Here is a 25,869-nt window from a genome sequence, read left to right on the forward strand (position 1 = left end):
TTTGCAGGCAATGGGAAAAATCCCGCTTTCCCGCTTTCGGAAACAGGTTTTCCCGGGTAGCGTCCGCGCTGAATCACTACGAGATGAGGATCAATCATATGAGCATCGCAGCAAAACTGGACAGCCTGGGTGTCAGCCTGTCGGACGCACCTGCTCCGGCAGCGAACTACGTTCCTTTCGTGCGCATCGGCAACATTGTCTACGTGTCGGGCCAGATCTCCAAGGCGGATGATCTGATCACTGGTAAGCTCGGTGATGATATGGATGTTGAGGCAGGCGCCGCTGCAGCCAAAGTCTGCGCCATCAACCTGTTGGCTCAGGTCAAAGCGGCTTGTGGTGGCGATATCGACAAGCTGGTGCGCGTGATCAAGCTGACCGGTTTTGTAAACTCGACCGCTGATTTCACAGAACAGCCGAAGGTGATCAACGGGGCCTCTGACTTCCTGGTCGAAGCGCTGGGCGACGCCGGTCGTCATTCGCGCTCGGCCGTCAGCGCAGCCTCATTGCCTTTGGGTGTTGCCGTTGAAATCGAGGGTATTTTCGAGGTTCAATGAAACCGTCCCTTCCGTCTGAGTTCCTGCAGCGCCCGATAGCACATCGCGCGCTGCATGACATTTCTGATCAGCGGCCCGAGAATAGCCGGGCCGCCATTCGTGCCGCAATAGACGCCGGTTATGGGGTCGAGATTGATCTGCAACGCACCCGCGACAATCGGGCCATGGTGTTTCACGACTATGACATGACACGTCTGACCGGGCAGCCCGGACCGATCCAACAGATCACCGAAACACAAGCGCGGGCCCAGACGCTTCTGCATTCTGACGGTGAAGGTATCCCCTCGCTGGAAGAGGTGCTGGCCATTGTTGCAGGACGGGTGCCCTTGCTCATCGAGCTGAAGGATCAAGATGGTGCAATGGGCCCCGATATCGGCGCTTTGGAAGCAGATGTTGTAAGCGCACTGAAAGACTATGAAGGCCCGGTCGCGCTGATGTCGTTCAACCCGCATTCAGTCGCAGAGATTGCACGCCTTACGCCACATTTGCCGCGCGGTCTCGTTACCAGTTCTTACGAGCCCAAAGTCGAGCTTCTGCCGCAAGCCGTCTGCGATCATCTGCGCAACATCCCGGATTTCGACCGCGTTGGAGCCAGCTTTATCAGCCATGAAGTCATCGATCTTGACCGCCCCCGGGTCGCTGAGTTGAAGGCACAGGGTGTGCCGATCCTGTGCTGGACCGTGCGCTCGCTTGAACAAGAAGCAGAGGCACGCAAGGTTGCCGATAATGTTACGTTCGAAGGCTATCTGGCCGAACATCCCGCTTGATCCCGGCGCGCGCGATCACAGATAAAGGTGCAGCGCGGAGGGGATATGGATCAGGCACAGATTGAGGTTCGGGTTCTGACATCGGTCTCGCAGATTTCCGCGAGCGACTGGGACAGTTGCGCCTGCCCCGAGGTTGCCGATGGCGGGCGACCGTTTGATCCGTTCACGACACATCGGTTTTTGCTTGCCCTGGAAGAAAGCGGCTCGGTCGGGCGCGGTACTGGCTGGCAGCCGCAATACCTGACAGCCTATCTGGACGGGATGCTGATTGCGGCAGCCCCGATGTTTGCCAAGTCGCACTCCCAAGGTGAATACATCTTCGACCATAGCTGGGCTCATGCCTATGAAAGCGCGGGCGGGCGATATTATCCCAAGCTGCAGATCGCGGTGCCCTTCACACCCGCGACTGGCAGGCGTTTTTTGGTGCGACCCGGCTACGATGCTGTCGGGATCTCGGCGCTGGTGCAAGGAGCGGTGCAACTGGCCGCCGAGAATCGAATTTCATCGCTGCACGCTACTTTCTGCACCGAGGCCGAAGCGCTGGCAGGTGAGCAGATGGGCCTGATGGTCCGCCACTCGCAGCAGTTTCACTGGCTCAATGATGATTACGCCGATTTTGACGAGTTTCTGGCTGCGCTGTCCTCGCGCAAACGCAAGAATATCAAGAAGGAACGCACGCAGGCCTGTGATTTCGGTGGGCAGATTCGAACAATCACCGGCGATGATCTGCGACCCGAGCATTGGGACGCGTTCTGGCGGTTCTATCAGGATACCGGCGCGCGAAGATGGGGCTCGCCCTACCTGACGCGACAATTCTTTGATATCGCTCAGGAAACCATGACGGATGACATCGCCTTGGTGCTGGCCGAACGCAATGGATACCCCGTCGCCGGTGCGTTAAATTTTGTCGGGCGGGAAACGCTGTATGGCCGGTATTGGGGCTGTGTCGAACATCACCCCTGCCTGCATTTCGAACTGTGCTATTATAGGGCGATCGACTTTGCCATTGCGGAAGGTCTGGCGCGGGTTGAGGCCGGTGCGCAGGGCGAGCACAAGCTGGCGCGCGGCTATCTGCCAACCCGCACGCATAGCTTGCATTGGGTTGGCGATCCGGGTTTTGCTGATGCGGTTCAGAAATATCTGGACGCCGAGTCCCACGCAGTGGGAGAAGAGATCGAGATTCTGACGGATTATGGCCCGTTCAGGAAATCGAACCCGGAGGAACAGCAATGACCGAACTTCTGTCAACCGAGACCCGCGGCCCGCTGCTGGACCCGCTGTTCAGAAATGGCTGGACCATGGTCGAAGACCGCGACGCGATCACCAAGACCTTCATCTTCGATAACTTTGTCGCCGCCTTTGGCTGGATGACGCAGGTGGCGATCTGGGCCGAGAAATGGAACCACCACCCCGAATGGTCGAATGTCTACCGCACGGTAGAGGTGGTCCTGTCGACCCATGATGTTGGCGGTCTGTCTGCACAAGACGCCAAGCTGGCGCGTAAGATGGACAGCCTGCTAACGGTCTCCGCGTGAACCCGTCCCACCGGCCAGCAATGTTGCCGTTCCCAGCTGCTTGAATTCTGCCGGAGTGATCGTGCCGTCGCTGACATTGATATTGCCCGGAATTCTGATCGTACGGGTGCCGACGGACCGCACGCTGCGGGCCGCCGGATTGATGTCGAGACACCGATTTTCATAACAGGTCAGACCGCTGGTATTGATCTGAATCTGCACCTGACCATCAGGGCCGCTGATCACCGGGGATTGCTGTACGTCACATGCGGCCAAAGCCACCAGGCTACCGAGGCAGATCCATTTATTCATGACACGCTCCTGCCAACCAAGTTGGCGTTTAATCTAAGAGACCGTTGCCATCCTTATCCGCAGCGTCAAAATCGTTCTGCATTTGGCTGACATACTCTGCCTTTGAGATAAGACTGTCGCCATCCCGGTCAACGGCTTCGAACTGTTTGATATCCAAAAACGGTTTTGCTTCGCTCAGGCCCAGAGTGCCGTTCTTGTCTTCGTCCATTGCCTGAAATGCATAGTCCGAGAAGGCGTTGAATTCGTCTTTGGACAGGAAGCCGTCATTGTTGGTGTCGATGTTATTCAACTCGGCCTCGTGCAGTTCTGCGACGGTCTCGGCGTTTGCAGCAGCAGCCATCAGGAATGCGGTGGTGATAATCAATACTCGTTTCATCTCAAATCTCCTCAGCACGCGTAACGTTCGCCAGACACGCCACCCGCAGCGGCGCCCGCCGCCGTCAGGATGGTCTTGCCTGAACCACCGCCAAATTGATTGCCGATCACTCCACCGATTAGGGCGCCGCCTATGGTACCACTCAGGCAGGCGATCTCGTGCTGTCGGGCAGCCTGTTGTTGGGGTGTGGGTGCAGGTCCGCACGCCGCCAGGGCCCCGGCGGTGCCAAGAAACAATGTAAGCAATTTCAGTCGCATCAATGAACTCCCCAGTTGTATGGGCCAAGTATTGGCGCATCGGGGCGTTGCATCAAGTTAAATGCGTTTCACGTGGCCCCGGTCAAACCGGGGCCGACAGGGATCAGATACTATCAAGCAGGCCTTCACCAGCCGAGACCTCACAGACACCGGGGTTTTCTTCCAGATTCATCGCCACGACCTTGCCGTCTTCAACCAGCATTGCATAGCGTTTGGAGCGTGCAATCAGGCCTACGGGCGGGGCGTCGAAATCCATGCCGATGGCCTTGGTAAACTCGGACGCCGCATCGGCCAGCATGGTCAGCCCGGCCGCTGTTGCACCGGTGCTTTCTCCCCAGGCGCCCATCACGAAAGGGTCGTTGACCGAGATACAGATGATTTCTTCTACACCCTTGGCATCGAACTGGTCCTTGGTCCGCATGAAGCTTGGTACATGAGCGGTTGTGCAGGTTCCGGTGAACGCACCGGGTACAGCGAAGATCACAACCTTGCGCCCTTTGGTCTTGTCTGAAATCCGAACCTCCTCGGGGCCTTCGGCACCCATCTGGATCAGCGTGGCCTCGGGCAGCATGTCACCTGTTGCAATCATTTTTACGCTCCTGTCATTTGGATTTGCAGAGTCGGGCTTTGCCGCAATATAGGTGGTCGAAACAAAGTAACCACGTGAATTCTGCAGGGTGAGCGAAACATGAGCCATATTGTCGTGATCGGGGCAGGGCAGGCCGGTGCTTCTTTGGTAGCACGGCTGCGCAAGGACGGGTTCGAAGGTGACATCACCCTGATCGGAGCCGAGCCGCATTTGCCCTACCAACGCCCGCCCTTGTCCAAGGCTTACCTGTTGGGCGAGATGGAACTGGAGCGCCTGTTCCTGCGGCCCGAGAGCTTCTATGCCGAAAACAATATCACCCTACGGTTGGGTCAACGTGTGACGGCGATTGATCCAAAGGCCAAGACGGTGACCCTCGGCGATGAGGTGATCACCTATGATGAACTGGCGCTGACCACTGGGTCCGACCCACGCCGCCTGCCCGCAGCGATCGGGGGCGATCTTGAGGGTGTCCATGTGGTGCGAGATCTCGCCCATATCGACGAGATGGAACCTCGGGTATCGGATGGCGCCCGCGCGCTGATCGTTGGTGGCGGCTATATCGGGCTTGAAGCCGCCGCCGTTTGTGCCAAGCGCGGGGTCAGGGTGACCTTGGTCGAGATGGCCGACCGCATCCTTCAGCGTGTCGCGGCCAAAGAGACAAGCGACTACTTTCGCACGCTGCACACCGAATACGGGGCCGACATTCGTGAGGGCGTCGGGTTGGATCGTCTGGTTGGTGAAAACGGCAAAGTGAAGGGTGCTATTCTGACCGACGGCACCGAGCTTGAGGTGGATTTCGTCGTGGTTGGCGTCGGCATCGCTCCGTCGATTCAATTGGCTGAAATAGCTGGGTTAGAGCTGGATAACGGCATCAAGACCGACGCCCATGGCCGCACCTCAGATCCGTCGATCTGGGCGGCGGGCGATTGCGCGTCGTTCCCGCATGGCGAAGGCCGTATTCGCCTGGAAAGCGTGCCGAACGCCATTGATCAGGCCGAAATCGTGGCCCAGAACATGCTGGGTGCAGCTAAGGATTACACCGCAACACCTTGGTTCTGGTCGGACCAGTATGACGTCAAGCTTCAGATCGCCGGGCTGAATACCGGCTATGACCGTGTGGTGACTCGCAAGGGTGAGGGCGCGACGGTGTCCTTCTGGTACTACAAGGGCGATCAGCTGATCGCGGTCGATGCGATGAATGACCCGCGTGCTTATATGGTCGGCAAACGCCTGATTGATGCGGGAAAGACCGCTGATCCTGTTGTCGTTGCCGACCCAGAAGCGGACCTGAAACCGCTGCTCAAAGCGTGAGGATCATCGCCGGAGACTTCCGGGGCCGGGCTCTGACTTCGGTTGGCAAAGGCGATGCCGGTGCGCATCTTCGCCCGACCACTGACCGGGTAAGGGAAAGCCTGTTCAACGTTTTAAATAATCAGATCGACTTCGACGGCTTGCAGGTTCTCGACCTGTTTGCGGGCACCGGTGCATTGGGACTTGAAGCGCTGTCTCGCGGCGCGTCCCACGTCACGTTTGTCGATGATGGGAGGGTCGCGCAGGGTCTGATCCGCAAGAATATCGCCCTGACCGGAAGCGCCAGCCAGACCACTTTGATCCGGCGGGATGCGACCCGTTTGGGCGAAAACCCGGGCGCTGTTTGTGATCTGGTTTTTCTGGATCCGCCTTACGGAAAAGCTCTGGGTCAAAGGGCACTGGCCGCGGCTACCCAAGTTGGTTGGCTGTCTGATGACGCTCTGATCGTCTGGGAAGAAAGCACCCCAATGACTGCGCCCGAGGGCTTTACGCTGCACGACACGCGGAAGTATGGCGACACGCATATCTCGCTGATGTGGCGCACAGGGGGCTGAGATGCACGATCTGGTTATCTTTGATTGCGACGGCGTTCTGGTCGATAGCGAGGTTTTGTCCAATCAGGTCATGGTCGACAATCTCGCCGGCCATGGCCTGCACTTGTCCTTAGCCGAATGCATGTCCCTGTTTGTTGGTGGCACCATGACCGGTGTGCGCGACAAGGCGCGCGAGCTGGGGGCTGATCTGCCGGATGACTGGACTGATCAAATCTATGCGGAAATCTACGAGACGCTGAAAGCAGGCACGCCTCTGGTCGCGGGTATCCGTGAATTGCTGGCGCAACTGGATGCAAGCGACATTCCCTACTGTGTCGCCTCAAATGGTCGGCCTGAGAAAATGAAGATCACTTTGGGCCAGAATGGTCTTTGGGAGCGTTTTCAAGATGTGATGTTTTCGGCTCAGGTGCTTGGAACGGGCAAGCCCGACCCGACCCTGTTCCTGACCGCTGCCCAGCATTTCGGCGCAACGGTGCCGGTTGTGATCGAAGACAGCGAAAACGGTGTCACCGCAGCAATGCGCGCCAATATGCGCTGCCTGGGCTATGCGGCCCATGATGATGGTGCGCGATTGGAAGAACTAGGGGCCGAAGTGTTCTCCGACATGTTACATGCGCCCAAGCTTTTGGGACTTTGAGCCATAAACGTGTTATGCTTGGTCCATGGACCGCGCTATCACACCTCCGCTCTGGGCTTTTTCGAAAGACGCTGACACCACAACTGGGCCTCCGCCCAAACCGATGCGCGCGCCGGTGTTCATTCACGACGCGGTCATCCCGTGGCGGGATGAAACCTTGCTACTGAAGCTACTACGCGATCAGGCGACCGATCAGGACGAATAGGTCGGGTGATATTTGCCGCCCGGTGACAAGGTGAAAATCTCAACCCCATCTGCGGTCACACCGACCGAATGCTCGAACTGCGCCGACAGCGATTTGTCGCGGGTCACGGCAGTCCAGTCATCGGACAGTGTCTTGGTTTCAGGACGCCCCAGATTGACCATCGGCTCGATGGTAAAGAACATGCCCTCTTCCAACACAGCTCCGGTACCCGGACGCCCATAGTGCAGGACATTTGGTGGCGCGTGGAACACCCGGCCCAGACCGTGGCCGCAGAAATCGCGTACAACGCTCATCCGATGCGCCTCGACATAGGCCTGAATGGCGTGGCCGATATCGCCGAAAGTATTGCCCGGCTTGACCATCTCGATACCTTTGAACAGTGCGTCGTGGGTCACCTGAATCAGCCGTTCGGCCTTGCGCGGCAATTTACCCGCCACATACATGCGCGACGTATCACCGAACCAGCCATCGACGATGACAGTGACGTCGATATTCAAAATATCGCCGTCCTTCAATTTCTTCTCGCCGGGGATACCGTGACAGACCACGTGGTTCACGCTGATGCAGCTGGCGTGCTGATAACCCTTGTAGCCAATGGTTGCCGATTCCGCACCTGCATCCTCGACCATCTGAGTGATCAGCCCGTCAATCGCACCGGTGGTCTGGCCGACAAAAACATGTTCAGCAATGTCATCCAATATCCGCGCAGCCAGCGCCCCTGCCGCATGCATGCCGGCAAAGTCACTCTGTTCATAGATGCGGATACCGTCTTTGGTCAGACGGCCACGATGTTCTTTCATCGGTGCGGGACTCCAAATATTTCACGCAGCACTTCTTTTACGCTGCTTGTGCAGAAAGTACCAGAGGGCTCGGTTTTCAACTAGTAAATAGGGTCTATCAAAGAAGTTTCTAGCCCGTGCCCCATTGCCGAGCGGGCTCAACCCAGACGCCTTCGGGCGTGATCCGAGTTCCAACGACAAAGCGTTCAACACCTATCGCCGCCTCAAACGCCGCCGCATAGGCTGGGTCAATATCATCGGCCAGTGCAAACCGATTGCAATCGGTCCTTTGCACCAAATAAAGCATGATCGCCCGGTGGCCCTGTACGGCCATCTTTGCCAGTTCACCCAAATGTTTGGTGCCGCGTGCGGTGACGCTGTCGGGAAACTCGGCGAGGCCCGCTTGGCGTGAGAGGGTGACGCTTTTGACCTCGACATAAGCATCGGGTAGGCCCGGCCCAGTCAGCAGGAAATCGATACGGCTGTTTCCACCGTATTTGACCTCGGGGCGCACGGTTTCATAGGCGGCCAGCTCGGGGATTTCACGCGCCTCGAGCGCCACCCGAAGCGCCTTGTTGGGGACTGATGTGTCGACCCCTGTGAAATGCCCGTTCTCATGATCGACCAGCCGCCAGCCGTATTTCAGCTTTTTCTTCGGATCGTCGTTGGGCTCCAGCCAGATTTTCTCACCCGGTTCTGCCAGCCCCATCATTGAGCCCGGATTGGCGCAATGGGCTGTCACCTCGCGCCCGTCTTCCAGCCTGCAGTCTGCCAGAAAGCGTTTGTAGCGGCGGATCAGTCGAGCGGGGACAAGGGGGGTTTCAAATCGCATGGCCAAGGGCCTATACCTGCCCTAACGGTCGATCAAGAGGGAGGGCGCGTCATGGCCAATCCAACCGCTGCAATGTTGGTGATCGGGGATGAGATCCTCTCGGGCCGCACCCGCGATGCCAATATGCATTATCTGGCTGGAGAGCTGACCAAACACGGCATTGACCTGAAAGAGGTGCGCATTGTCAGCGATGATGCACCCGCGATTGAGGCAGCGGTAAGGGCGCTATCAGAGGCCCATGACCATGTGTTTACCAGTGGTGGTATTGGTCCGACCCATGACGACATCACCGCTGACTGCATCGCCCGTGCCTTTGGCGTGCATATCGATGTTCGCGACGACGCGCGTGCATTGCTTGAGGCGCATTACGAGAAATCCGGGCTGGAACTGAACGACGCTCGCCTGCGCATGGCGCGTATTCCGGAAGGGGCCGAATTGATCGACAACCCGGTCTCGACCGCGCCCGGCTTTACCATCAACAACGTCCATGTCATGGCCGGGGTGCCTTTGGTTTTTCAGGCCATGGTTGCGAGTGTTCTGCCTTCGCTCATCGGAGGTAGCCCGCTTTTGTCGCAGACGCTGCGTGTGGATCGGGGTGAAGGCGATATTGCAGCAACTTTGGCCGCACTGGCCAAAGACTTCGGCGATCTTTCGATCGGCTGTTATCCGTTTCAGACGAATGGCGTCTTCGGAGCCAACGTCGTCGTGCGCGGCACCGAGGGTGGACGGATCGATGCCGCCATGACCCGCCTTGCGAAAGAGATCGAGCTTTGAATCCCGATTGGGCCGCTGTTGTCGATGGCACATGGCCTGCCGCCGGCTATCAAACGCAAGGCCCACTTCGACTGCGGCAAGGACAGGGCGGAGGTTCACGCGTTTCTGCCGCCAATCGCACCGGGGACGTCACCAGCGCCGATATCGATGCGGCCGAAAGCGCCATGCAGGCGATGGGTCAAAAACGCATCTTCTGCCTGCGTCCGGGGGATGAGGCGCTGGATGCAATGCTTGCGCAACGCGGCTACGACATCCTTGATCCGGTCAATATTTATTCCTGCCCGGCGCAGCAGTTGACCGATATCCCGATCCCGCGCGTGACTGTTTTCAACATCTGGGAACCGCTGGCCATCATGCGTGAGATCTGGGCGCAGGGCGGTATCGGCCCCGAACGGATTGCGATCATGTACCGGGCACCGGGCCCAAAGACCGGCCTTTTGTTGCGCCACAGCGATCAGCCCGCAGGAACAGGCTTCGTGGCGATCCATGAAGGTATCGCGATGGTTCACGCGCTCGAAATCCTGCCGGATCACCGCCGCAAGGGGTTGGGCCAGTGGGCCATGCGCGCCGCGGCCTTTTGGGCGCTGGACAATGGCGCGCAGACGCTTAGCGTGATCTGTACCAAGGCGAACGCGGGGGCCAATGGCCTCTATCACTCGCTTGGGATGAAGATCGTCGGAGAATACCACTATCGCCAGCGCGTCTGAGGAGGACGAATTGACAAAACAGGACATGCCCACTGCCCTGGATCTGCCAATGGTGGACCCACTACCGTCAGAGACGCAGAAATACTTTGATATCTGTGTTGAGAAACTGGGAATGGTGCCGAATGTCCTGCGCGCCTATGCCTTCGATATCGACAAGCTGAATGCCTTCACTTCGATGTATAATGATCTGATGCTGGCCGATAGCGGGCTGGCCAAGCTGGAACGCGAGATGATTGCGGTCGTGGTGTCCTCGATCAACAAATGCTTCTACTGCCTCGTGGCTCATGGCGCAGCGGTGCGGCAGCTTTCGGGCGATCCGCAGCTGGGTGAGATGCTGGTCATGAACTACCGCGTCGCCAAATTGGACGCGCGCCAACGTGCAATGCTGGATTTCGCAGCCAAGATGACTACCGCCAGCACCACAATCGAAGAGCCCGATCGCCAGCTTTTACGTGATGTCGGGTTTTCGGATCGCGATATCTGGGACATTGCCAATGTCACCGGTTTCTTCAATATGACCAACCGCGTGGCCAGTGCCACTGCCATGGTCCCGAACCCCGAGTATCACGCACAGTTCCGATGATCCGTTTCCTGTTCCTTAGCCTCCTTTTGGCCGTGCCTGTGCAGGCGCAGGAACTGACGTTGCCCGCCAGCGCCCGGCAGATTTCGGATCGCACCAGTGCATTGGACAGCTACGACCTGCCAACCGGCGTGTTTGCCGACGGCGCAGTTCCATCCCGCACTGTCGAAGGGCGTGTCGAGCGGCTAACATGGCGTCTGCAGGCCGGGTCTAGCACGACGCTGCAAATTCTTGCACCGCTTCGGGATCAGCTTCAGGCGCAAGGTTTCGAGATCACGTTTGAATGCGAGGCACGCAATTGTGGAGGGTTCGATTTCCGCTTTGGCACCGAAGTGGTGCCGACGCCTGACATGTATGTGGCGATCCACGATTACCGTTTTCTATCCGCCTCCCGCGGTGACGAAGTGCTGAGCCTGCTGGTCAGCCGCAACCCGCCGGATGGCTATGTGCAGATGATCCGGGTAACCCCGCAAGGTACGCAGCCTGCGCAGCCACTTGTGATCGAGGAAACCGTTGAGGGCCCTGCCGGTTTGCTAAACGATCTCAGCAGTACCGGACATGTCATCCTTGATGACCTGCACTTTCGCACCGGCGAAGTCGCGCTGGGCGAAGGGCCGTTTGCCTCGCTTGCGCTGCTTGCGGGCTATCTGGCCGACAATCCTTCGACCCGTTTGGCGCTGGTAGGGCACACGGATGATACGGGCGCATTGCAGGCCAATATTGCGGTCAGCACCAAACGGGCGGAAGCCGTGCGTGCGCGCCTGATCGAAGCGCACGGTGTTGCCGCCGACCGGATCGAGGCGCAGGGCGTAGGCTATCTTGCGCCCATCACCTCTAACGCTACGCCCGAGGGCCGCGATCTCAATCGCCGGGTCGAGGCGGTGTTGCTGGTCAACTAACAGGCGCGAGCACCGCGGACGCCCTGTGTCCCCCTTGCCCTGATGGCGCGGCCTGATGCACACTTGCAGCTAATCGGTGCGTCTGTCTTGCCATCAGGCCTGTTGGCAGGCAGTCCCACCAGCCACCATGCTTTGGGAGGAATGCGTCATGGCATCCAAAACCGAAGATACCACTCCGCCGGATAACACGGTCCCACAGCAATCCATGCCCGAGGTTAACAGGCTGACGGCCGAGGATATTACCGCATCGCTGAAGGCCGGGTTTTCCGACTTCCTCGCACACCCGGTCATGAGCGGCTTTTTCGGCCTGTTCTACGCGGTTTTCGGCATCCTGTTCGTTTGGTGCCTGGTCGGGCTTGGCAAGATCTGGATGATCATTCCTGCCGCCGTAGGCTTTCCGCTGGTTGCCCCATTTGCGGCCGCCGGGCTTTATGAAATGTCCCGTAGGATGCAGAAAGGGGAACGCTTCGGCTGGTCCGAAATCCTCAGCGTCATGGCCCATCAACGCAAGCGCGAGATGGGTTGGATGGCCTTTGTCACCCTGTTCATTTTCTGGGTATGGACCTACCAAATCCGCCTTTGGCTGGCGATCATCCTGCAAAAGGCGTCCTTCTCGGATTTCGAAGGGTTCATGAACACCATCTTCTTCACATCGCAAGGCTGGATCTTTCTAGCGGTCGGCACCTGCATCGGCGCGTTTTTGTCTGCGGTCCTGTTCTCGGTGACTGTGGTGGCCATGCCCATGCTTCTGGATCGGGAAACCAACTTTGTTTCCGCCATGCTCACGTCCATTCGCGTGGTCGCTGAAAGCCCGGTGGTAATGCTCAGTTGGGCGGCGATCATCTCGGTCACCATGCTTTTGTCGCTGGTTCCGGCGTTTCTGGGGCTGATTTTCACGCTGCCGATCCTGGGCCACACCACGTGGCACCTGTATCAGCGGGCCGTATCACCAGAGACTAACTGATGCATCGCTAAACAAAAAAAGACCCGTGCTATTCAGCACGGGCCGTTTAGGTGCCACAGGGAGAATTCTACCAATCCATCGGACCCTTTTCGGCAAAGGACTCGACAAGAAAATCAATGAAAGCCCGCACCTTGGGCTGGGTGAACCGGCCCGGCGGGTAGACCGCATAGACGCCCTGAACCTCATCCGGCAGCGATGGCATGGCGTCTACCACCTCGCCCGATTTCAGTGCTTCGGCATATAGATAGCTGGGCAGATGCGCGATCCCAAGCCCCGAGATCGCGGCGTTCAGCAGCGACTGCCCATCATTTACGCTCAGCCAGCCAGCAGTGCGGACCTGACGCTTCTCGCCCGAAGGCGCCGTCAGCTTCCACACGCTGCCCGAGGATTGGCTGGAGTAATGCAGCAGTTTGTGTTCGTTCAGATCGTCGATCTTCTGCGGGCGTCCAAACTGCTCGATATATCTCGGCGACGCGACCATGCGTTTCACTGTTTCGGTCAGCTTACGGGCGCGCAGCGTGCTGTCTTCCAGCTCACCAATGCGCACGGCCACGTCAAAGCCTTCGGAAATCAGCTCAACATAGCGGTTGTTCAGAACCATGTTCACGGTGATGTCCGGATAGGCCGACAGGAAGTCCGACAGGACCGGCGACAGGTGATTGACGCCAAAATCTGTTGCCACAGAGATCCGCAGCAGACCAGAAGGCGCAGATTGCATCGAAGTCACCAGCGCATCCGCTTCGCCTGCGTCGTTCAGCACGCGACGGGCGCGATCATAATAGGCCAACCCGATCTCGGTTGGCGAAACCCGGCGCGTTGTCCGGTTCAATAGCCTTGCCCCCAACCGCGCCTCGAGGCTCGAGACGTGTTTAGACACGGCTGATTTGGAGATGCCCATTTTCTTGGCCGCGTCGGTGAAACCACCCTGGTCCACCACGTTGGAAAAGGCCTCCATTTCAGTTAGTCGATCCATTCTCGTTCCCCAGGTCTTCCGTTCGTTGTCTCTTTATCGCGATCAATCTGGGCAAGAACTGGGCAGACATGGGATAATATCAGGGTTTTGAATCGGATCGTTTGCAACTAGGAAACGCCCGGGCCTATATGCCGCGGACCATGCCTTTCGATACAAAATCCCGTTTTCTGGACTTTTTTCCAATCGTGCTATGATGAGAATGGCATTTTTGTGACCACGGAGGAGACTATGAAAGCCCTATTTGCTGTCATTACCCTGTGTCTGATCGCCAGCCTTGCGTGGGCCGGAGGGGAAACACCATCGAATCCAGATGCGAAGGTCTATTTCGTCAACCTGTCTGACGGGGACACCGTGCAATCACCTGTGATCGTAGTCTTTGGCCTCAGCGGCATGGGCGTTGCCCCTGCAGGAACCGACAAGGAAAATACAGGGCACCATCACCTCCTGATTGATCGCCCACCACTTGGGCAGGGAGAAGACGGTGCGGACGAACTGTCATACGGTCTGCCCGCAGACGACAATCACATTCATTTCGGTGGCGGTCAGACTGAGGTGACTTTGGAACTTGCTCCGGGTGAGCATACTTTGCAGCTGGTGCTTGGGGATGCAGGCCACGTCCCTCATGCGACGCCCATTGTGTCCGAGGTGATTACGATCACTGTTGAGTAACAATTCACCTTCGCCGCAAAACACGATTATGCGGCGGCAGGCAGCAGGAATATATCGCGGGCAAGCTGCGTGTTGAGACGTTCCGCAGAATACCATTGGTTGAGTACTGACTTGGCCATCAGGTCGGAGTTTTCCTGTGCGAAACTCTTAAAGTCAGTAGCTTGCGTGTTGGCCAACTGCTCTGCGATAAGGCTCATGAATGCGTAGGTGATTGTCAGATTGAACTTGTCCGGTGCGCCTGCGTTCGCTGCTAACGCGCGAATACCCTTGGCGTAGATCGCTGCGGCATCGATGAAATCATACTTGCGTAGCAGGTCATAAGCGACTTGCACATGTTTGGCGTGTCCGAACGTTGCGTTGTCGATTGCGTGTGCTTCAAATGCGATGGTGACGTCGGCGTATCGCGATGCGCTCATTCTTCATCCTCCTTGAAACGGTGGCTGTCTTCAGCTGTCCAATCGAAGTCGTAGACACTTTTGAGCTGTTTGATCTTCTTCAGCGTCTCTTCAGAGAAGGCTGGCTTGTTCTCAAAGCTGTGCAGCGCGATGCCCTCAATCAGGTCGCCAAGGGTCATGTCCAGCGATTCTGCCAGCCCTTTGAGAACCTTCAAAAGTCGCTTCTCGATTCGAATTCCTGTTTGGGTGCGTTCTATATTCTGACTCATGTGGTACCTATGTACTTAAGTACCACTTGAGTCAAGAGGAACTAAAAAAGCCGCCTCTTCCGGGGCGGCTTTCTCCAGCGCACTGGCATTACAACGTCAGAACGCTGCCGCCAGACGTGTGCCCTGATTGATCGCACGTTTGGCGTCCAGCTCGGCTGCCACATCTGCGCCACCAATCACATGCGGGGTCATTCCACGTTCGATCAGCTCATCCGCCAGCGACCGGTCCGAGACCTGCCCGGCACATAGGACGATCGACTCGGCTGCGATGACGGTTGGATCATCGCGGGTTTCGCCAAAGCTGACATGCAGGCCGTCCTCGTCGATGCGCTCATAATTCACACCACCAACGAAACTGACGTCCTTCATCTTTAATGTCGCGCGGTGGATCCAGCCCGTTGTCTTTCCCAGCCCCTTGCCGTGACGCTGCGCCTTGCGCTGCAGCAGCGTGACCTGCCGTGCTGGTGCTTCGGGCTGCGGGCCCTCGGGGGCCAGGCCCGAGCGGTGTTCTGCGGGGTCGGTCACGCCCCATTCCTTCATCCACAATGGAAGGTCCGTGGTTGGGCTGTGACCGTCTTCCAGCAGGAATTCGGAGACATCGAACCCGATGCCTCCGGCCCCGATCACGGCGACGGTGCTGCCGACCTTGGCCTTGTCGCGCAGCACGTCGATGTAGCTGAGCACATTGTCCCGATCCTGGCCGGGAATCTGTGGATCACGAGGAGTGACACCGGTGGCGATGACCACCTCATCATAACCGATCAGATCATCTGCGCTGACTTCGCGGTTCAGTTCGACCGTCACGCCTAGGTCGTCCATCATGGTGCGATACCAGTCGACCAGTCCCCAGAACTCTTCTTTCCCTGGCACCTGTTTGGCCATGTTCAACTGCCCGCCTATCTCGGCGGCGCGATCAAACAGGGTTACATCATGGCCGCGCTGGGCAGCTGTCATCGCGGTGGACAAACCTGCAGGGCCAGCGCCGACAACGGCCACTGTCTTGCGTGTCTCGGCCTTGCCGATCACCAATTCGGTCTCATGACAGGCGCGCGGATTGACCAGGCATGAGGTCAGCTTGCCGCTGAAAGTGTGGTCCAGACAGGCCTGATTGCATGCGATACACGGCGCGATCTTCGCGGCCTCATCCGCAATCGCCTTGTTCACGAAATCCGCGTCGGCCAGCATGGGCCGCGCCAGAGACACCATATCGGCGCAACCGGTCGATAGAACTTCTTCGGCAACCTCAGGCGTGTTGATCCGGTTCGAGGTGATCACTGGAATCCCGACTTTACCCATCAGCTTCTTGGTAACCCACGCAAACGCTGCACGGGGAACGCTGGTGGCAATCGTCGGAATCCGCGCCTCATGCCAACCGATACCGGTGTTGATGATCGTTGCCCCGGCCTGTTCAATCCGCTGCGCAAGTTCAACGACTTCGTCATGGGTCGACCCATTGGGCACAAGATCAATCATCGAAAGGCGATAGATGATGATGAAATCGCTCCCCACGGCTTCCCGCGTGCGGCGCACCACCTCGATAGGCAGACGCATCCGGTTCTCGTATGACCCACCCCAGCGATCCTCGCGCTTGTTGGTGTGGGTCACGAGGAACTGGTTCAGGAAATACCCCTCGGACCCCATGATCTCGACCCCGTCATAGCCCGCCTGTTGGGCCAGAACAGCCGCGTTGACGATGTCGCTGATTTGCTTCTCGATACCCTCTTCGTCCAACTCATGCGGCGGAAACGGAGAAATTGGGGATTTCACCGGGCTGGGGGCAACGCATTTCGGACCATAGGCATAGCGCCCCGCATGCAGGATCTGCATCGCGATCTTGCCGCCTGCCTCATGCACACGTTTGGTCACAATGGAATGGTTCGCCACCTCTTCATCATTGGTCATCATCGAGGCCCCGGGCAGCACCGAGCCCTCAAGGTTCGGGCCAATCCCACCCGTCACCATCAAAGCAACACCACCGCGCGCGCGATCCGCGTAGAACTCGGCGACACGGATCCAGTCGCCGGTCTCTTCCAGACCGGTATGCATCGAGCCCATCAGCACGCGGTTCTTCAACGTGGTAAAACCCAGATCCAGCGGGGCCAACATGTTTGGGTACGCAGTCATGGCAAACTCTCCCTCCCGACTTTGACCGTCAGATTGACCTTCGCGTCACCTTTGTCACGCGAAACCTAACGTCATTCCCTTTGCCTTTACTGCGGCGCTTGCTAGAGACGCAGCAAAGCTTAATCACGAGGCCGCGCATGACCCCTGATGAAATCGCCAAACTGCCCTATCGCCCCTGCGTGGGACTGATGTTGATGAATGCCGAGGGTCTGATCTTTGTCGGTCAGCGCAATGATCGCCACAAGGACGCCTGGCAGATGCCTCAGGGCGGCGTGGACAAGGGCGAAGACCCGCGCGATGCGGCCCTGCGCGAGCTTTGGGAAGAAACTGGAGTGACCGCTGATCTTGTGGAAATCATCGCCGAGACCGACGGCTGGCTGCCCTATGACCTACCGCATGACATTGTGCCGAAAATCTGGAAGGGCCGGTATCGCGGGCAGGAGCAGAAATGGTACCTGATGCGGTTTCTGGGCCGGGATGATCAGATCGACATCGCCACCGAGCACCCCGAGTTCACCCATTGGAAATGGCAGACCACGACGCGGCTGGTCGATGAGATCGTGCCGTTCAAAAAGGACGTCTACCAGCAGGTGCTTTCTGCGTTTCAGCCGCATTTCGGGTAGTTCGGGTTAGGAACCAAGCGCCGTAATCACCGCTTTGGCCAGCGGCAGCGGGGAATAACCGGTATCGGACGGTGTAAGCCCCAATCGCACGATCACCAAATCACGCGAAGGGAATATCCCGACCGATTGCCCATCATGTCCGGCCATCCAGACCGCATCTTCGAACGGGGGTTCTCCACCCGGCACGTCGCGCCACAAGTGACCTTTGGCATATGCCCCGCCCGAGACAGCAACCGGTTCGAACATCCAGTCAGTGAACCCTTCGGGCAGAATTTGCTGCCCGTCCCATGTGCCGCCCTGCAGCAGGAATTGCCCATATCGTGCCCAATCCCGCGCTGTGGCGTACATATAGCTTGAGCCGACAAAGGTGTCAGAAACATCAGTTTCAAGTATGGCCGAGGTCATGCCCAGTGGCAGCAGGAGTGCGCGCTGCGGATAGGACAAGCTGTCATCTTTGACCTGATCCTGCCAGACCCGCGCCAAGACGGTGGATGTGCCCGACGAATAGTTGAATTCAGTATTTGGCTCAGCCTCGGCCTCAAGCGAAGTGACAAACCCCGCCATGTCGTCGCTCAAATATAACATCCGAGTCACGTCCGAGACGTCACCATAGCCTTCGTTCCATCGCAGGCCGCTGGACATGGTCAACATATCCTCGACGGTAATGTGCTGCCGGTTGTCCTCTGCCCAATCGGGAAATGAATCGACCAGTGTATCCGTCAACTTCATCTGACCGGATTTTATCAGCGTTCCAATCAATCCAGAGGTTATGGTTTTGGTCATTGACCAGCCCAGAAGAGGGGTATTTTCGTCGAATCCATCCGCATAAGCCTCACCAATGATCCGGCCATCATGCACCACAACTACGGCGCGGAAGCCCTTTCCCAGAATGGTCGGGTCCGACAGAACCATTGCCAATTTGGAGTTCTGCGCTGGGGCCACGGTGGTGCCTTCCGGCCAAAGTGCATCAGACAGCGCGGGCAGAGTGTTTAGCTGGGCGTTGACCGGTTGGGCCTCATGCGTATTCGCACATCCAAGCCCCTCGCGATATTGGCTGGTCGCAGGGGCGAAGATCCCGAGTAGCTTTGCGGATACTGATTGCGCCTCGGGGTCTACCGAGACCGAGACGTGTTTCAGCAACGGATGCCCGGGCGCCTGCACATCAACCGCCAGTACCTCCTGCGCATCCCGCCTGGCGATGAACACGTTAGAACAGACGATCTTGGCAGAATAGTTGGTCCCGACTCGCAACAGGTCGGGCGGAGAGATCAGCAGGTACCCAACGCCGGCCACAAGCCCCAACGCCAATGTTCCTGCGGTGATCCTGAGTGCTCTGCCCAACATGAATTGGCTCCCCCCTTACATCCAAAAAAAGGGTAGCCATTCCGAAATGTGACGCACCAGCGTTACGTTGCGTTTCGCGGGATCAGAGCAATCCCTCAACCTGCAGCAACTCCTGCATGTTCGCCTCAGGGCGCGGGCCGATATGGCTGATCACCTCGCGGGCACAGACATTGCCGATCCGCGCACAGGTCTCGTAATCGCGGCCTGTTGCCATGCCATAAAGGAACCCGGCGGCGAATTGATCGCCCGCGCCGGTCGCGTCCACGGGGACGATCTTTTCAACTGGTACGTCGATGCGCGCGTCGCCGTTCAGAACGGTCACCCCGTCGCCAGACCGGGTGCAGACGACCAGAGGGCAAATCTCGGCCGTTTTCGCCAGCGCCTCTTCAAGATCGTCGGTTTCGAACAGCGATTTGATTTCGGCCTCGTTGCCGATTACAAAATCCAGCTCATTCTCGATCAGCAGCAGGAAATCGACCCGGTGCCGTTCTACACAGAACGGGTCAGAAATGGCGATGCCCGCCTTGCCGCCACCCTTGTGGCAGTTGCGCGCGGCCTCCAGGAATGCCGCCTTGCCCTTTTCCTTGTCGAACAGATAGCCCTCGAGGAACATGATCTGGCTGTTGCCCGCGACGTCTTCCGAGACATCCCGAGAAGACAGCTCGGACGAAATACCCAGATAGGTGTTCATCGACCGCTCGCCATCCGGTGAGACAAAGATCATCGAACGCGAGGTTGGCAGCTCGCCCCCCGGCACCGGCGGGTTCACAAAATCCACCCCGTCTTCGTTCATCGCATCGGCATAGAAACGGCCCAGCGCATCATCATGCACCCGCCCGATAAACGCCGAATCCAGACCCAGTGCACCCGCACCCGCAATGGTATTGGCAACCGAGCCACCCGGAGTCTGCACCCGGCCTTCCATCGAGGCGTACAGTACCTCGCCGCGTTCCTGTTCGATCAGCTGCATGATACCCTTTTCGATGCCCATCAGCTCAAGGAAACTGTCATCGGCTTGGGAAATCACGTCCACAACGGCGTTTCCGATGCCGGTCAGTTGGTAGGTTTTCATAGAGTCTTGTCCTCAAATTCGCAGAGATCGCGGATGATACAGGTCGGGCACTGCGGTTTGCGTGCCTTGCAGTGATAGCGGCCATGCAGGATCAGCCAGTGATGCGCATGCAGCTGAAAGTCGGTCGGTATGTTGTCTTCGATGGCGCGTTCGACGGCGTCCACATTCTTGCCCGGGCAGATGCCGGTGCGGTTGCCGACGCGAAAGATATGCGTGTCCACGGCCTGCGCCGGATATCGCCACCACATGTTCAGGACAACATTGGCTGTCTTGCGCCCCACACCCGGTAGCGATTGAAGCGCCGCGCGGGAGTTGGGCACCTCACCGCCATAGTCTTCGACCAGAATGCGACTCAGCTTGATTACGTTCTTGGCCTTCTGGCGGAACAGGCCGATGGTCTTGATGTGTTCGATCAGACCTTCTTCGCCCAGTTCCAGCATCTTCTGCGGCGTGTCGGCGATCTTGAATAGCGCGCGCGTAGCCTTGTTGACGCCGGCATCGGTCGCCTGCGCTGACAGTGCGACGGCAACGACCAGAGTATAGACGTTTACATGCTCCAACTCGCCCTTGGGTTCAGGGTCGGCGTCGTGAAAACGCGTAAAGATCTCGCGGATCTTGTGGTATCCGAGTTGTTTGGCCATCCGAGCCTTAATGCCCTGCCAGACAAGCGGTCGCAATTGAAAAGGTGCGTTTTGATTTTGCCTAGGCGCGGGTCTTGGTCGATTTATCCCTATGCCTCACGTCTGCAGTCGGAAATCCACCCCCGCCGTTGCAAGTTGATCCCTGATCCCCTGCCACCGGTTCGGATCAGCCGCCAGAACGGCTGCCGAATTGATCTGAACCCGATATCCTCGATTGAGCGCGCCCTGCGCGGTCTTATTCACGCAATGACACCCGTCCAACCCTGTCAGAACCAGCGTTCCGATCCGTTTGTCTTGCAGGAACCGTTCAAAGCCCGGCGAAGAAAAGGCGTCACCTACGGATTTTACAAACTCGGCATCGGGATTCAGCGCAAGACGCGGATCCAACCCAACTCCGTCGGAACCTGCGTTGCCGCGCCCCTGATTGAACCACCCGTTCAGCAAGTTCGCCAGCCGTCCCTTGAATTCATGACGGATGGCAATCACGGACCAGTCAGACTGGCGGGCGCTGTCCGTCGTTGACCGGATCGTCGACAACGCACCCTCAATTTGCGCGTCATCCCATGTGGGTATCGAGGTAAAATCTGTTTGCATATCGATCACCAGCAGCGCCGTTTCAGGCCGCGATGCCAGGTCTATTTTGGGTCCGGTTGTCGGAGTGCCAATCTTTCGGATTTGCAAGAGGATGTACAAAACGGCGATCATGATGCTTGCCGCCATTATCCAAAGGACGGTCATGTCAGGCCTCCCTGGCGAGTTCTGCGAAATAGCGGGTCAGGGCCAGCTGAACCTTGTGATAGGCGACAAGCTCTGACGCAGAAAAATCCTGTGCAAAGCGTGTCAGCTTGGCCATCTCATCCGCTCTGATAGCCGTGATCGTCTCTTCGCCCGCTGGGCTCAGCCGGTAGCAGTAGGTGCCTGCACGTTTGGGATTGGGCTGGCTTTCGATCAGCTGTGCACCCATCAACTCTTTTAAGATGCGCGAGACATATTGTCGTTTCAGCTGCAGCTCGGCGCATAGCATCGGGGCTGTCGCGCCGGGAGATAGCGACAGACCTTCCAAAAGGGCACGTTGCCCGACGGTCACGCCTTTGCGCTGGCTGCCCTGCTCAACTGCTGCCGTGATGTTCCGCAGCAAAGGCCGGGTGGCCTGAACTGCCTGATAAAGCTGATCCAACCTGTGTCCCATACCTGAATGGTAGGAGAAATCGATTTGATTCGTCAACTCAGTTGACAAGATAAAGCGCAGGTTCCGGGTCGCAAGATCGACAGGGGCAAGTTACTGTTCCTGTAACTGATGAGGTGACTGATGAACGTCCAGACAGCAGAAAGCGGATATCATTATAACGTCATGCGGCGCGCGATCGAATTGATCGATCAAGGCGGAGAGAGTCTCAGTCTTGATGAGTTGGCTCGCCAGATGGATATGAGCCCTGCCCACTTTCAGCGTCTGTTCTCACGCTGGACCGGGGTCTCGCCGAAGCGATACCAGCAATACCTGACTCTCGGCCATGCCAAAGCCCTGTTGCACGAGCGTTTCACCACGCTGGAAACCGCTCATAATGTGGGGCTGTCCGGCAGTGGGCGGCTTCATGACCTGTTCCTGAAATGGGAATCCATGAGCCCCGGTGAATATGCCCGCAAAGGCGCAGGTCTCACGATCTACTGGGGCTGGTTCGAGTGCCCCTTTGGCCCTGCGCTGGTTATGGGAACTGACAAGGGAATCTGTGGAATCGCCTTTGGGGCCGAGACAGGCGAGGAGGCGGCGATGGAAGACATGATCTCTCGTTGGCCCAATGCTGATTTTGTCGAGGACCCGATGCGCCTGCGGCCTTGGGTGCTCAGCGCCTTCGGTGCGGCCAGCGACCGGTTGGAGCCGACCCCGCTCTACCTGATCGGCTCACCACTGCAGATCAAGGTATGGGAAGCGCTGATGCACATCCCTTCGGGGCAGGTCACCACCTATTCCGAGATCGCGCAGCGGGTCGGCTCACCCCAAGCGGTGCGCGCCGTAGGCACCGCAGTTGGGCGCAACCCGGTCAGTTGGCTGATCCCCTGCCACCGTGCCTTACGCAAATCGGGCGGCCTGGGTGGCTACCACTGGGGACTGCCCGTCAAGCGCGCCATGCTGGCCTATGAGGCGGCGCAGGCCGACGCCTGATTGACATTCTGGCGCGTCGTTGCCATATGCACGGCAGGTTCGGGTCCCCTGCCGTTCGCGGCCTTAGGCTTTGGTGAAACCCGATTGAATCACATCTGTTGCCCTTTCCAGGCGCGCGGATGGCAATGCGAACCCCGTCCAGATTTCGCGCCCGTTTCAGGAAACGAGGCACACCATGACACATACTCAGAACATCGCTCCGGTTGCGGAGCTGAAAGAGCAGGCAAAACGCCTGCGCAAACGCCTGCAGGACGCCGGAGTGAAGCTATCGCATAGCGAGGCGCTGGAACTGTTGGCGCATCAACTCGGTGCGCGGGATTGGAACACGTTGCACGCAATGGCAGGAAATCGAGTGCAGTTGCGCGTTGGTGACCGGGTTGAGGGCCGATATCTGGGTCAGCCCTTCACCGCCGAAATCCGCGGTCTGACCATGATTGGGGATGGCGGACATCGCCGGGTGACCCTGCAGTTCGACGTGCCCGTAGATGTGGTCCGGTTCGACAGTTTTTCGTCCCTTCGCCAGCGGGTGACAGGTGAGATTGGCTGGGATGGTCGATCCACCCGTCACACGTCGGACGGAGAGCCGCAGCTTATCGTCCGACCTGCCTAAGAAACAAAGCGAGGCACCCTTAGGGTGCCTCACATTTTGATACCACCAAAACCGGGTTATTCGGTAGCCCAGCCCCCGACGGCCTTGACCTCAAGGAAGTCCTCCAAGCCCCAAACCCCGCCTTCGCGGCCATTGCCGGACTGTTTCATCCCACCAAACGGGGACCCAGCGCTGCGCGACTGGCCGTTCATCTCAACCATGCCCGACCGCAAGACGCGAGCCATTCGGTTGGCGCGTGCACCGTCTTGGGTCTGAACATAATTGGTCAGCCCGTAAGGTGTGTCATTGGCAATCTCGATGGCTTCTTCTTCGGTATCGAAGGGGATCATGGTCAGAACCGGGCCAAAGATCTCCTCGCGCGCGATCGTCATCTGGTTATTGGCATCGGCAAAAACCGTTGGGCGCACATAATAGCCCTTGTTCAGCCCCTCTGGCCGACCCGTGCCGCCTGCAACCAGACGCGCGCCCTCATCAATTCCTTTCTGGATCAGGTCCTGAATTTTGGTCCACTGCACTTCGTTCACCACCGGTCCGATATGTCGGCCTTCTTCGGCGGCACTGCCGACGGTGACCTTGTTTGCCACTTCGGCGGCTGTCTCAACCGCCTGATCATAGATCGGACGCTGCACCAGCATCCGGCTGGGCGCGTTACAGCTTTGACCGGTGTTGTTCATCATGTGCAGGACGCCGCGTTTTACCGCCTTTTCGTCGGCATCGGCGAAGACCACATTGGCCCCTTTGCCGCCCAGTTCCAGATGCACTTTCTTCAGTGTATCCGCCGCATTCTTGGAAATCGCAGTGCCCGCGCGGGTCGAACCGGTGAAGCTGACCATATCAACATCTGCGTGCCCCGAGAGCTGAGAGCCCACGCCCACGCCATCGCCATTCACCAGGTTGAAAACACCAGCCGGGAAGCCAGCCTCATCCATCATCTCAGCAAAGATCATCGCGTTCAGCGGGCTTTGCTCGGACGGTTTCAGAACCATCGTGCAGCCCGCAATCGCGGCGGCCCCGACTTTGAGCGTGACCTGATTCATCGGCCAATTCCATGGGGTGATCAGGGCTGCCACACCCACCGCTTCATAGATGATCCGGTCATTCGGCGCATGATCGCCCAACGGACGTTCGAATTGGAACGCCTTGGCGGCACGGATGAAGTTTTTCAGGTGATAGATCCCCGCGCCCGATTGCTGGCTGCGCGCCATTTCGATGGGTGCACCCATCTCCATCGACATCGCCTGGGCCAGATCCTCTGAGCGGGTGGCGTAAATATCGACCAGTTTCTCTACCAAAGCGATGCGCTCGACCACCGGGGTTGCCATCCAACCAGGCAGAGCAGCTTTGGCCGCGGCGACCGCTGCGTTAGTGTCAGCCTCTGACCCCAATGAGATCACCGCGCATGGTTCTTCGGTCGACGGGTCGATCACTTCGAAATCATTCGGCTCTGATGGGGCGACCCATTTGCCGTTGATATAGAAATCGCGTTTTTCGATCATGGCTCATCCTCCGGATCAGGAATCAATCGACCGAACGGTCGGTTTTCATTCGCACTCTGTCACCCACCCGGGTGTCGGGCAAGGGTAAAACATAATTTGATCAAATTATCTACCTACTGAATCTTCTGACAGCGCAACATGAATGGTTTAACCTCTGCGCAAAGTGATTAGGTTGGCAGCAATCGACTCGCGATTTTTCACAGGAAAGGAGTTTCCCAATGGGTTTGCGCATCAATGATACGGTCCCGAATTTCACCGCAGAGACAGATCAGGGCACCGTCCAGTTTCATGACTGGATTGGCGATAGCTGGGCCATCCTGTTCTCACACCCCAAGGACTTCACTCCTGTTTGCACGACCGAGTTTTCGGCAGTTGCGCAGCTGAACGATGAATGGGCGGCGCGGAACACCAAAGTGATCGGCGTGTCGGTCGATGGTGTCGAAGATCATAAGAAGTGGAAAAAAGATATCGAGGCCTATGGCAACGCCAACCCCGGCTTCCCGATCATCGCCGATGACGGTCTGGCTGTGTCCAAAGCCTTCGACATGCTGCCGGCCGAGGCCTATCTGCCCGACGGCCGCACGCCTGCCGACAGCGCAACTGTACGCTCTGTCTTTATCATCGGACCCGATAAGCAGTTGAAACTGTCCATGACCTACCCGATGACCGTGGGCCGCAACTTTGCCGAGATTCTGCGTGCGCTGGATGGCCTGCAGATGAGCGCCAAGGGCGTGGCAACCCCCGCAAATTGGGTGCCGGGTGAGGATGTGATCATTCCACCTGCGGTCTCCAACGATGAGGCAAAAGAGAAGTTCGGCGAGTTCGAGACGATCTTCCCCTATCTGCGCAAAACCAAAGCGCCGTCGTAATCGGATCAACGG

At 58.0% G+C, this 25,869-nt stretch carries 34 protein-coding genes; 18 read left to right on the top strand and 16 right to left on the bottom strand.

Features of this window, described 5'->3' with window-relative positions; genetic code table 11:
• Window positions 1-98: 98 nt before the first annotated feature.
• Genes ACRZ9U_RS13825 through ACRZ9U_RS13840 form a run of 4 tightly spaced genes read left to right on the top strand, consistent with a single transcriptional unit; the run spans window position 99 to window position 2,856 of the window.
• The gene (locus ACRZ9U_RS13825; protein WP_170394820.1) at window positions 99-554 is read left to right on the top strand and encodes a RidA family protein; all 456 of its coding nucleotides are present in this window, start codon (window positions 99-101) and stop codon (window positions 552-554) included.
• Window positions 551-1,321, top strand: coding sequence for a glycerophosphodiester phosphodiesterase family protein (locus ACRZ9U_RS13830; protein ID WP_170408532.1), 771 nt, complete (start codon window positions 551-553; stop codon window positions 1,319-1,321). Before ACRZ9U_RS13825 ends, ACRZ9U_RS13830 begins: the two co-directional genes overlap by 4 nt.
• A gap of 45 nt (window positions 1,322-1,366) precedes the next feature.
• Entirely contained in the window at window positions 1,367-2,554 is a 1,188-nt protein-coding gene (locus ACRZ9U_RS13835) for a GNAT family N-acetyltransferase (RefSeq protein ID WP_480902096.1), read from the top strand.
• Window positions 2,551-2,856: a 4a-hydroxytetrahydrobiopterin dehydratase gene (locus ACRZ9U_RS13840; protein ID WP_170394812.1), complete on the top strand. Its 306-nt coding sequence runs from the start codon at window positions 2,551-2,553 to the stop codon at window positions 2,854-2,856. The genes ACRZ9U_RS13835 and ACRZ9U_RS13840 overlap by 4 nt, the downstream gene beginning before the upstream one ends.
• Here the strand turns inward: ACRZ9U_RS13840 and ACRZ9U_RS13845 are convergent.
• The 4 genes from ACRZ9U_RS13845 to ACRZ9U_RS13860 all read right to left on the bottom strand — a co-directional run bounded on the left by ACRZ9U_RS13845 (window position 2,839) and on the right by ACRZ9U_RS13860 (window position 4,369).
• A complete protein-coding gene (locus ACRZ9U_RS13845) occupies window positions 2,839-3,147 on the bottom strand; it encodes a hypothetical protein (protein WP_170408530.1) in 309 nt (102 codons plus the stop codon). The genes ACRZ9U_RS13840 and ACRZ9U_RS13845 overlap by 18 nt on opposite strands.
• Window positions 3,148-3,175: 28 nt before the next feature.
• Window positions 3,176-3,523: an EF-hand domain-containing protein gene (locus tag ACRZ9U_RS13850; RefSeq protein ID WP_170394805.1), complete on the bottom strand. Its 348-nt coding sequence runs from the start codon at window positions 3,521-3,523 to the stop codon at window positions 3,176-3,178.
• Window positions 3,524-3,534: 11 nt separating this feature from the next.
• Complete coding sequence (locus ACRZ9U_RS13855) at window positions 3,535-3,780, bottom strand: glycine zipper 2TM domain-containing protein (RefSeq protein ID WP_170394802.1); 246 nt, start codon at window positions 3,778-3,780, stop codon at window positions 3,535-3,537.
• A 103-nt stretch (window positions 3,781-3,883) separates the two neighbouring features.
• A complete protein-coding gene (locus ACRZ9U_RS13860; protein WP_170408529.1) occupies window positions 3,884-4,369 on the bottom strand; it encodes a peroxiredoxin family protein in 486 nt (161 codons plus the stop codon).
• Between the two features lie 99 nt (window positions 4,370-4,468).
• Between ACRZ9U_RS13860 and ACRZ9U_RS13865 the strand changes: the two genes are divergently transcribed.
• From ACRZ9U_RS13865 to ACRZ9U_RS13880, 4 genes are read left to right on the top strand one after another with little or no spacing between them, the layout of a single operon-like run.
• The gene (locus tag ACRZ9U_RS13865) at window positions 4,469-5,680 is read left to right on the top strand and encodes an FAD-dependent oxidoreductase (protein ID WP_170408528.1); all 1,212 of its coding nucleotides are present in this window, start codon (window positions 4,469-4,471) and stop codon (window positions 5,678-5,680) included.
• Window positions 5,677-6,234, top strand: a complete 558-nt coding sequence (rsmD, locus tag ACRZ9U_RS13870) for a 16S rRNA (guanine(966)-N(2))-methyltransferase RsmD (protein WP_170408527.1) — start codon at window positions 5,677-5,679, stop codon at window positions 6,232-6,234. Before ACRZ9U_RS13865 ends, rsmD begins: the two co-directional genes overlap by 4 nt.
• A 1-nt stretch (window position 6,235) precedes the next feature.
• A complete protein-coding gene (locus ACRZ9U_RS13875; RefSeq protein ID WP_170408526.1) occupies window positions 6,236-6,871 on the top strand; it encodes an HAD family hydrolase in 636 nt (211 codons plus the stop codon).
• A gap of 25 nt (window positions 6,872-6,896) precedes the next feature.
• The gene (locus ACRZ9U_RS13880) at window positions 6,897-7,076 is read left to right on the top strand and encodes a hypothetical protein (protein WP_170394788.1); all 180 of its coding nucleotides are present in this window, start codon (window positions 6,897-6,899) and stop codon (window positions 7,074-7,076) included.
• Here ACRZ9U_RS13880 and map read toward each other — a convergent pair.
• Complete coding sequence (gene map, locus ACRZ9U_RS13885) at window positions 7,064-7,876, bottom strand: type I methionyl aminopeptidase (RefSeq protein WP_170408525.1); 813 nt, start codon at window positions 7,874-7,876, stop codon at window positions 7,064-7,066. The genes ACRZ9U_RS13880 and map overlap by 13 nt on opposite strands.
• Window positions 7,877-7,985: 109 nt before the next feature.
• Window positions 7,986-8,687 (bottom strand): DNA/RNA nuclease SfsA, encoded by a 702-nt coding sequence (gene sfsA / locus ACRZ9U_RS13890; RefSeq protein ID WP_170408524.1) that lies wholly within the window; start codon window positions 8,685-8,687, stop codon window positions 7,986-7,988.
• A gap of 51 nt (window positions 8,688-8,738) precedes the next feature.
• Here sfsA and ACRZ9U_RS13895 point away from each other — a divergent pair, with 51 nt between their 5' ends.
• From ACRZ9U_RS13895 to ACRZ9U_RS13915, 5 genes are all read left to right on the top strand, one after another.
• The gene (locus tag ACRZ9U_RS13895; RefSeq protein ID WP_170394779.1) at window positions 8,739-9,461 is read left to right on the top strand and encodes a molybdopterin-binding protein; all 723 of its coding nucleotides are present in this window, start codon (window positions 8,739-8,741) and stop codon (window positions 9,459-9,461) included.
• On the top strand, window positions 9,458-10,168 hold the full coding sequence (locus ACRZ9U_RS13900; RefSeq protein ID WP_170408523.1) for a GNAT family N-acetyltransferase: 711 nt from the start codon (window positions 9,458-9,460) through the stop codon (window positions 10,166-10,168). Before ACRZ9U_RS13895 ends, ACRZ9U_RS13900 begins: the two co-directional genes overlap by 4 nt.
• Window positions 10,169-10,193: 25 nt before the next feature.
• Window positions 10,194-10,751 carry a peroxidase-related enzyme gene (locus ACRZ9U_RS13905; RefSeq protein WP_480887475.1) on the top strand — a complete coding sequence of 186 codons (558 nt, stop codon included), beginning with the start codon at window positions 10,194-10,196 and terminating at the stop codon, window positions 10,749-10,751.
• Window positions 10,748-11,647, top strand: coding sequence for an OmpA family protein (locus ACRZ9U_RS13910; protein ID WP_170394770.1), 900 nt, complete (start codon window positions 10,748-10,750; stop codon window positions 11,645-11,647). The genes ACRZ9U_RS13905 and ACRZ9U_RS13910 overlap by 4 nt, the downstream gene beginning before the upstream one ends.
• Window positions 11,648-11,795: 148 nt before the next feature.
• Entirely contained in the window at window positions 11,796-12,611 is an 816-nt protein-coding gene (locus ACRZ9U_RS13915) for a DUF2189 domain-containing protein (RefSeq protein ID WP_170408521.1), read from the top strand.
• Between the two features lie 67 nt (window positions 12,612-12,678).
• On the opposite strand, the gene ACRZ9U_RS13920 is transcribed toward ACRZ9U_RS13915, so the two are convergent.
• Window positions 12,679-13,584, bottom strand: a complete 906-nt coding sequence (locus ACRZ9U_RS13920) for a LysR family transcriptional regulator (RefSeq protein ID WP_170394766.1) — start codon at window positions 13,582-13,584, stop codon at window positions 12,679-12,681.
• A 228-nt stretch (window positions 13,585-13,812) separates the two neighbouring features.
• Here ACRZ9U_RS13920 and ACRZ9U_RS13925 point away from each other — a divergent pair, with 228 nt between their 5' ends.
• Complete coding sequence (locus ACRZ9U_RS13925; RefSeq protein ID WP_170408520.1) at window positions 13,813-14,253, top strand: DUF4399 domain-containing protein; 441 nt, start codon at window positions 13,813-13,815, stop codon at window positions 14,251-14,253.
• 26 nt (window positions 14,254-14,279) lie between these two features.
• Here ACRZ9U_RS13925 and ACRZ9U_RS13930 read toward each other — a convergent pair whose 3' ends face one another.
• The 3 genes from ACRZ9U_RS13930 to ACRZ9U_RS13940 all read right to left on the bottom strand — a co-directional run bounded on the left by ACRZ9U_RS13930 (window position 14,280) and on the right by ACRZ9U_RS13940 (window position 17,041).
• On the bottom strand, window positions 14,280-14,669 hold the full coding sequence (locus ACRZ9U_RS13930) for a hypothetical protein (RefSeq protein WP_170408519.1): 390 nt from the start codon (window positions 14,667-14,669) through the stop codon (window positions 14,280-14,282).
• On the bottom strand, window positions 14,666-14,917 hold the full coding sequence (locus ACRZ9U_RS13935) for a hypothetical protein (protein WP_170408518.1): 252 nt from the start codon (window positions 14,915-14,917) through the stop codon (window positions 14,666-14,668). The genes ACRZ9U_RS13930 and ACRZ9U_RS13935 overlap by 4 nt, the downstream gene beginning before the upstream one ends.
• A gap of 96 nt (window positions 14,918-15,013) precedes the next feature.
• Complete coding sequence (locus ACRZ9U_RS13940) at window positions 15,014-17,041, bottom strand: NADPH-dependent 2,4-dienoyl-CoA reductase (protein WP_170408517.1); 2,028 nt, start codon at window positions 17,039-17,041, stop codon at window positions 15,014-15,016.
• Window positions 17,042-17,178: 137 nt separating this feature from the next.
• Here ACRZ9U_RS13940 and ACRZ9U_RS13945 point away from each other — a divergent pair, with 137 nt between their 5' ends.
• A complete protein-coding gene (locus tag ACRZ9U_RS13945) occupies window positions 17,179-17,664 on the top strand; it encodes an RNA pyrophosphohydrolase (RefSeq protein WP_170408516.1) in 486 nt (161 codons plus the stop codon).
• A gap of 6 nt (window positions 17,665-17,670) precedes the next feature.
• Here the strand turns inward: ACRZ9U_RS13945 and ACRZ9U_RS13950 are convergent, their stop codons facing one another.
• The 5 genes from ACRZ9U_RS13950 to ACRZ9U_RS13970 all read right to left on the bottom strand — a co-directional run bounded on the left by ACRZ9U_RS13950 (window position 17,671) and on the right by ACRZ9U_RS13970 (window position 21,910).
• Window positions 17,671-19,008, bottom strand: coding sequence for a serine hydrolase domain-containing protein (locus tag ACRZ9U_RS13950; RefSeq protein WP_170408515.1), 1,338 nt, complete (start codon window positions 19,006-19,008; stop codon window positions 17,671-17,673).
• Between the two features lie 82 nt (window positions 19,009-19,090).
• A complete protein-coding gene (locus ACRZ9U_RS13955) occupies window positions 19,091-20,080 on the bottom strand; it encodes an adenosine kinase (protein WP_170408514.1) in 990 nt (329 codons plus the stop codon).
• Window positions 20,077-20,721 (bottom strand): endonuclease III, encoded by a 645-nt coding sequence (nth, locus tag ACRZ9U_RS13960; protein ID WP_170737201.1) that lies wholly within the window; start codon window positions 20,719-20,721, stop codon window positions 20,077-20,079. The genes ACRZ9U_RS13955 and nth overlap by 4 nt, the downstream gene beginning before the upstream one ends.
• A gap of 96 nt (window positions 20,722-20,817) precedes the next feature.
• Window positions 20,818-21,459, bottom strand: coding sequence for a cysteine hydrolase family protein (locus ACRZ9U_RS13965; protein ID WP_170408512.1), 642 nt, complete (start codon window positions 21,457-21,459; stop codon window positions 20,818-20,820).
• A 1-nt stretch (window position 21,460) separates the two neighbouring features.
• A complete protein-coding gene (locus tag ACRZ9U_RS13970) occupies window positions 21,461-21,910 on the bottom strand; it encodes a MarR family winged helix-turn-helix transcriptional regulator (RefSeq protein WP_480902107.1) in 450 nt (149 codons plus the stop codon).
• Between the two features lie 120 nt (window positions 21,911-22,030).
• Between ACRZ9U_RS13970 and ACRZ9U_RS13975 the strand changes: the two genes are divergently transcribed.
• Window positions 22,031-22,882, top strand: a complete 852-nt coding sequence (locus ACRZ9U_RS13975) for a bifunctional helix-turn-helix domain-containing protein/methylated-DNA--[protein]-cysteine S-methyltransferase (RefSeq protein WP_170394731.1) — start codon at window positions 22,031-22,033, stop codon at window positions 22,880-22,882.
• 175 nt (window positions 22,883-23,057) lie between these two features.
• Entirely contained in the window at window positions 23,058-23,492 is a 435-nt protein-coding gene (locus ACRZ9U_RS13980) for a glyoxalase superfamily protein (RefSeq protein ID WP_170408510.1), read from the top strand.
• Window positions 23,493-23,548: 56 nt separating this feature from the next.
• On the opposite strand, the gene ACRZ9U_RS13985 is transcribed toward ACRZ9U_RS13980, so the two are convergent.
• The gene (locus ACRZ9U_RS13985) at window positions 23,549-24,988 is read right to left on the bottom strand and encodes an aldehyde dehydrogenase family protein (RefSeq protein WP_170408509.1); all 1,440 of its coding nucleotides are present in this window, start codon (window positions 24,986-24,988) and stop codon (window positions 23,549-23,551) included.
• 218 nt (window positions 24,989-25,206) lie between these two features.
• Between ACRZ9U_RS13985 and ACRZ9U_RS13990 the strand changes: the two genes are divergently transcribed.
• Complete coding sequence (locus tag ACRZ9U_RS13990) at window positions 25,207-25,857, top strand: peroxiredoxin (RefSeq protein WP_170408508.1); 651 nt, start codon at window positions 25,207-25,209, stop codon at window positions 25,855-25,857.
• Window positions 25,858-25,869 lie beyond the last annotated feature (12 nt).

This window comes from Ruegeria sp. D7 (assembly GCF_056534355.1).